Origin of the sequence: Miniimonas arenae (assembly GCF_006351005.1) — a bacterium.
Lineage (GTDB): Bacteria > Actinomycetota > Actinomycetes > Actinomycetales > Beutenbergiaceae > Miniimonas > Miniimonas arenae.
On the sequence record NZ_VENP01000089.1, the window covers coordinates 1 to 5555 of the forward strand.

Genomic DNA, 5555 nt, shown 5'->3' on the forward strand with positions numbered 1-5555 from the left:
TAGAAGGTCAGCGACTGGAAGCAGAGGCTCGTCTTGCCCGTCCCTCCCTTGTTGTTCCAGTAGGCGTACGTCGTGGTCATGTTCAAAATCCTTTCGTTTAGTCTGAGTGGAACCCTTCCAGTGTATCACATGACCGCGCCCAACGTACCTACGGTACGTAAGACGCGGACCCTCGGACCTCTGGGCGGCGCGAGGGCCGCGTGCGGTCCCGGCTCACCTACGCTCGATTAACAGGTACGCCAACCCGCTCTACATGGCCGAGGACTCCGGCGCCGCGGACCTCATCGCGGGCGGCCGGCTCCAGCTCGGGATCAGCCGTGGCTCACCCGAGCAGGTCCTCGAGGGGTACCGCTACTTCGGCTACGGCGCGCCCGAGGGCAAGACGATGAACGACGTCGCTCGCTCGAACACCGAGGTGTACCTGCAGGTCATCGACGGCGCGCGGTTCGCGGAGCCCAACCCGCGGCCGATGTTCCCCAACCCGCACCCGGGTCCGCTGGCGATCCAGCCGCAGTCGCCGGGCCTGCGGGAGCGGATCTGGTGGGGCTCGGGCTCGAACGCCACGGGGGAGTGGGCCGCGAAGCTCGGGATGAACCTCATGAGCTCCACGCTCAAGGAGGACGAGAGCGGCAAGCCGTTCCACGTGCAGCAGCGCGAGCAGATCGACGTGTTCCGTGCGGCGTGGGCCGAGGCGGGGCACGAGCGCGAGCCGCGCGTGTCGGTGAGCCGGTCGATCTTCGCGCTCGTGAACGACCAGGACCGGGCCTACTTCGGCGCCGACCGCTCCAGCACCGACCAGGTGGGCGAGCTCGACGACTACCGCGCCGTCTTCGGGCGCTCCTACGCGGCCGAGCCGGACGTGCTCATCGAGCAGCTCACGGCCGACGAGGCGATCGCCGCCGCCGACACGCTGCTGCTCACGGTGCCGAACCAGCTCGGCGTGGAGTACAACGCGCACGTCCTCGAGGCGATCCTCACCCACGTCGCGCCGGGGCTGGGCTGGCGCTGAGCCGACCGCTCGCGCGGATCGCCGATGCTCAGCCGGCGATCTGCGCGAGGCGAGCCGACAGGAGGTCGCGGAGCACGCCGTCGGGCAGGGGGTCCGAGGGCTGGAACCGGATCGTGCCCTTCTCCGAGGTGACTCCGGGCAGCCCTGCCAGGTCGGCGGCGACGGTCGCGACCACGGTGCCGCTGAACGGGTAGAGCCCGATGTGCTTCTTCGCGCGCATCACCGAGACCAGCGGCTTGCCGCGCCAGGTCAGGGCGGGCATGCCGTAGCCCAGGCCCTGCTCGGCGTCGGGCGCGAGCTCCCGAGCGATGGCGTACACGTGGCCGATCGCGGCCGCGTCCGCCTCGTCGAGGCCCGCCAGGTAGTCGTCCACCGTGCCCATCGCGTCCACCCTCCGTCGGGTCCTGCCCGTGCTGACGCCGTCGCGCGAGACCCATCGTGCCGCTCGGGGGAGCGGCTGGCCACCCGACCGGTCGGCCGTCACGGCGGGCCGGGCCGAACGTCCCTGGCCCCGATCGCTCGGCCTCGCCACAATGACGGGATGACCGAGGCGGTCGACGACGACCCGTCCCTGGCGGCGTCCCTCGGGGCGCCGCGTGCGGCCTGGCTCTGGCAGCTGCCGCGACACCCGCGCGCGCTCGTCGACCACCTGTTGCGCGAGCGCGTCGAGGACGTCTTCCTCGGCGTGCCGTGGTCCGGGCCCGAGCCGGGCTGCGCGCCGACGCTCGCGGCGCTCAAGGGCGCGGGCATCCGCGTGCACGCCCTCGGCGGGGAGCCGCAGTGGGCCCAGGACCCGCTCCTCGCGCGCGAGTGGGCGGAGCGCCTGGGCCGCTCGCGCGCCTTCGACGGCGTGCACCTCGACGTCGAGCCCTGGGCGTCGCCCGCGTGGCCCGGGAACGAGGCGACGCTGCTCGCGGGCTTGGGCGACGCCGTCGGGCACGTGCGGGACGCGACCGGCGATCGCGAGGTGGAGGTCGACCTGCCGGCGTGGCTCGCCGTCGAGCGCCCCGAGGCGTTCCTGCGCCTCGCCGCGGACGCGGACGCGGTCACGGTCCTCGCCTACCGCGACCGGGCGACGGCGATCCTCGCCTTCTCGAGCCTCGCGCGCCAGGTGCTGGCGGAGGGGCGGCGCAGCTACCGGATCGGCGTGGACACGACGTGCTCGCGGGACCCGGGCAGCTCGTTCTTCGACGACGGCCGCGCGGTGCTGCAGCGGGAGTCCGGCTCGGTGGAGCGCGCGCTCGGCGAGGACGTGTGGTTCCGCGGGATGGCGGTGCACGACGTCGCCGGGTGGCAGGCGCTGCGGCCCTGAGGTCGCGGCGGCGGCGGCCGGCTTCGGCCGGCGGCGCCGACCTGGCGCCGGGCCGGCCGGGTTCGGCCGCCGGGGTTCAGCCGGCCGGGTTCAGCCGGCGGCGCCCTCCTCCTCGGGCGGTGGCCCCTGCACCACCGCGCGGAAGGCCATGAGGCCCTCGGCGGGCAGCTCGAAGCCGATGTCGGTCGCGGGGTTGACCACGACGCCGACCTCCGGCGCCCCGGCCCCGAGCAGCACGCTCCCGGGCAGCGACGCGACCGCGCGACCCTCGCCGAACTGCGGGTGCACGCGATCGGGGTGGGTGAACGCGGCCAGGAACGGCTTGCCCTCGCGGTGCAGCACGAGCGGCTGGACGCCCTCGGGGGCGGGTGCACCCGACTCGGTCATCGGGGTCAGCACGAACACGGTCGCGACGTAGAGCGACCAGACGGCCACCTCGGTCGGGACGCGGCCCTGCGTGGCGCGTCGGATCGCCACCTCGAGCGGGGTGGCGCGGCGCGGTTCGGCCATGGCGGGGTCCTTCCGGGTGGAGGTCGGTGCTGGGGCGGGTATGACGCTGACGGGTTCTCGGACACCAGCCTCACACGAGAGCGCTGGCGAGCAGAACGATCGCGGCCACGAGCGACGCGGCGAGAGTGAGGCCCTCGAACATCTGCTGGCTCAGCCGGCGCAGCAGCCTGCGGCCCAACCACGTGCCGACGAGGACCGTGGGCGCGAGCACTGCGGTGAGCACGAGGGTGGACGCGGGCAGCAGCCCGAGGCCCGCGGAGAACGGCAGCTTGGCCACGTTGACGAGCAGGAAGAACCACGGGTTCGTGCCGACGAAGCGCATCTTGTCCACGCGCGCGGCGAGCAGGTACAGCGCCATCACCGGGTCGGCCGCGTTCGCCACCATCGTGGTGAAGCCCGCCGCGACGCCCGCGCCGACCGTCGCTGCGAGGTGCGGCTCGACGTCGGGCGGCGGTGCGGGCCGGTGCCGCAGGGCGAGCTGCAGCGCGAGGGCCGCGAGGATGGACAGCCCGATGACGATCGTCATAGTGGTGTCGTCGACCACGAGCATGAGCAGCGCGCCGAGCACGATGCCCGGCAGCACGGCGGGCAGCAGGCGCCGCAGCATCGCCCAGTCTGCGCTGCGGCGGTAGGTCGAAACGGCGACGACATCGCCGATGATCAGCACGAGCAGTACCGCCGCCGTCGACTCCTTCGCCGGGATGAACAGTGCGAAGCCGGCGACGGCGAGCGCGCCCATCCCGCCGATCGACGTCTTCGCGATCCCCACCACGAGCGCCGACAGCGCCAGCACGATCCAGCCGATCGTGGGGAAGTCCAGGCCGAGCACGGCCCCGACCCTGCCACACGCGCCGTCGACCCAGCGATCTGGTCCGGGTCGGGGCGCGGGCCCAGCGATCTGTGTCGGCCCGTCCGGTGGACCCAGCGATCTGTGCCGGGTTAGGTCTACGAACCGGCACAGATCGCTGGCATCGCGCGGGTGGCCGGCACGGATCGCTGGCATCGCGCGCATGAGCCGGCCGGTGCGAGCCCGCCCCACGCGTCAGACGGCGACGACAACCTTCCCGCGCACGTGCCCGGTCTCGACGAGCCGGTGCGCGTCCGCGGCGCGTTCCAGCGGGAACGTCTCGGCGATCTCGAGCCGCAGCACGCCGTCGGCCGCGAGCGCGCCCAGCTCGGCGAGGTCGGCGGCGTCCGGGCGCACCCACACGTAGTGCCCGCCGAGCTCGGTGCGTGCCCGGGGGTCGGCCACGGAGACGACCGTGCCGCCCTCGGCCAGCAGGGCCGGGGTCGCGTCGATCGCGGCGCCGCCCACGTAGTCGAGCACGACGTCGAACCCCTCCGGCACGACGGCGAGCGCCCGGTCCGCGAGCCCCTCGCCGTAGGCGACGGGCGTGGCGCCGAGGGCCCTCAGATAGTCGTGGTTGCCCTCGGACGCGGTGCCGACGACGTGCGCGCCCTTGTGCACGAGAAGCTGGACGGCGAGCGAGCCGACGCCGCCGGCGGCGCCGTGCACGAGGACGTGCTGACCGGCTGCGACCCCGGCGCGGCGGATGCTCTGCAGCGCGGTGAGCCCGGCGAGAGGGAGCGCGGCGGCCTCGACGAACGAGAGCGCGTCCGGCTTGCGGGCCGCGGTGCGGACCGGGACCTGGACGAGCTCGGCCAGCGTGCCGCCGGAGACGACGTCCTTGCGGGCGTAGGCCATGACGGCGTCACCCACCTGGAGCTCGGGGGTGTCGAGCCCGACGGCGACGACGGTGCCTGCGACGTCCCAGCCCGGGACGACCGGGAAGACGGTGTCGAGGAGGCCCGCGAGATGGCCCTCGCGCACCTTGTAGTCGACGGGGTTGACGCCGGCGGCCACGACCTTGACGACGACGGCGTCGGACCCGATGTGCGGGTCGGGCAGGTCGGTGAGGTGCAGGACGTCGGCGGAGCCGAACTCGGAGTACGCGATGGCCTTCATGTCAGGGCCAACGCGCGAGCGCGGTCGGCGGATTCCCGCAGGGCGCGTGGTGTGACTCGGCAGACGCGTCGGCCGGATTCGACGCGCCGGGCACCACGCGTCAGTCGCTCGGCGTGGCCGGGGCCAGCCGCAGGATCACGCGCGTGTCCGGCTTGCGGCGCAGGCGGCGCAACAGCCGCTCGCCGCCGATGAGGAGGCGGTACTGCAGGCCGTAGGTGCGGCGCAGCGCCTGCTCGCCGGCGATCGCAGCAGGGTCCTCGGCGGGCAGGATGCGGGCGGTGCCGATCACCGTCCACCGCTGCGCCGGTAGGTGCCGAGCGAGACGAAGGGCGAGCGCGCGATCTCGGTCCAGCTCGCCGTCGTCGGTGTGTCGTCCTGCGCCATCGCGACCCTCCTCGGGATCACTTTGAGGTGTGCGAGGGCACGTTCCTCGATGTGGATCGGCGCTTCCGACCCGCCGTAGTGCAGTGTGCCCATGGTGGACGACACCCATTCTCGGAATGACAACTCGGTCACATCGGCGAGAGGCTCGCTATGCCTACGGTTGCCCTTCCAGGTTAGTGGGCGGGTACCAGACCCGCTGCCCGTCCACCGACGCGAACGACGTGAGTGTGTGAGGTTTGGTGGAGGTGGCGCTCATGATGTCCTTCACAGAAATGTGGCGAACGAGCAGCGCATCCGCGATAAGAGACCGGTGGCAGCGCCACGGGACCGCTTCCGCGCACATGATCGCCACAGTCTTCTCTTTTGCTCGATCG

The 5555-nt window shown here is 73.0% G+C and carries 8 protein-coding genes and 1 pseudogene; 2 read left to right on the top strand and 7 right to left on the bottom strand.

Annotation, left to right across the window (positions count from 1 at the left end):
* Positions 1-232: 232 nt before the first annotated feature.
* Positions 233-1009: pseudogene (locus FH969_RS14350) on the top strand (LLM class flavin-dependent oxidoreductase); the annotation flags it as partial.
* A 28-nt stretch (positions 1010-1037) separates the two neighbouring features.
* Here FH969_RS14350 and FH969_RS14355 read toward each other — a convergent pair.
* Positions 1038-1391, bottom strand: a complete 354-nt coding sequence (locus tag FH969_RS14355; protein WP_108720090.1) for an iron chaperone — start codon at positions 1389-1391, stop codon at positions 1038-1040.
* A gap of 159 nt (positions 1392-1550) precedes the next feature.
* Between FH969_RS14355 and FH969_RS14360 the strand changes: the two genes are divergently transcribed.
* On the top strand, positions 1551-2321 hold the full coding sequence (locus FH969_RS14360; protein WP_108718609.1) for a hypothetical protein: 771 nt from the start codon (positions 1551-1553) through the stop codon (positions 2319-2321).
* Between the two features lie 90 nt (positions 2322-2411).
* On the opposite strand, the gene FH969_RS14365 is transcribed toward FH969_RS14360, so the two are convergent.
* The 6 genes from FH969_RS14365 to FH969_RS14390 all read right to left on the bottom strand — a co-directional run.
* A complete protein-coding gene (locus FH969_RS14365) occupies positions 2412-2831 on the bottom strand; it encodes an SseB family protein (RefSeq protein WP_108718608.1) in 420 nt (139 codons plus the stop codon).
* A 70-nt stretch (positions 2832-2901) separates the two neighbouring features.
* A complete protein-coding gene (locus tag FH969_RS14370) occupies positions 2902-3660 on the bottom strand; it encodes a sulfite exporter TauE/SafE family protein (protein ID WP_246071989.1) in 759 nt (252 codons plus the stop codon).
* 213 nt (positions 3661-3873) lie between these two features.
* Entirely contained in the window at positions 3874-4797 is a 924-nt protein-coding gene (locus FH969_RS14375) for an NADP-dependent oxidoreductase (RefSeq protein ID WP_139987856.1), read from the bottom strand.
* A gap of 100 nt (positions 4798-4897) precedes the next feature.
* Entirely contained in the window at positions 4898-5086 is a 189-nt protein-coding gene (locus FH969_RS14380; RefSeq protein WP_139987858.1) for a hypothetical protein, read from the bottom strand.
* A complete protein-coding gene (locus tag FH969_RS14385) occupies positions 5083-5286 on the bottom strand; it encodes a hypothetical protein (RefSeq protein ID WP_139987860.1) in 204 nt (67 codons plus the stop codon). The genes FH969_RS14380 and FH969_RS14385 overlap by 4 nt, the downstream gene beginning before the upstream one ends.
* Before the next feature lie 49 nt (positions 5287-5335).
* On the bottom strand, positions 5336-5555 hold a 220-nt coding region (locus FH969_RS14390), incomplete at its 5' end, for a DUF488 domain-containing protein (RefSeq protein ID WP_139987862.1).

Bases quoted from the DNA above. Each gene is read 5' to 3' on its own strand.
- FH969_RS14375 (WP_139987856.1), bottom strand. From the start codon at position 4,797: ATGAAGGCCATCGCGTACTCCGAGTTCGGCTCCGCCGACGTCCTGCAC.
- FH969_RS14355 (WP_108720090.1), bottom strand. From the start codon at position 1,391: ATGGGCACGGTGGACGACTACCTGGCGGGCCTCGACGAGGCGGACGCG.
- FH969_RS14360 (WP_108718609.1), top strand. From the start codon at position 1,551: ATGACCGAGGCGGTCGACGACGACCCGTCCCTGGCGGCGTCCCTCGGG.
- FH969_RS14365 (WP_108718608.1), bottom strand. From the start codon at position 2,831: ATGGCCGAACCGCGCCGCGCCACCCCGCTCGAGGTGGCGATCCGACGC.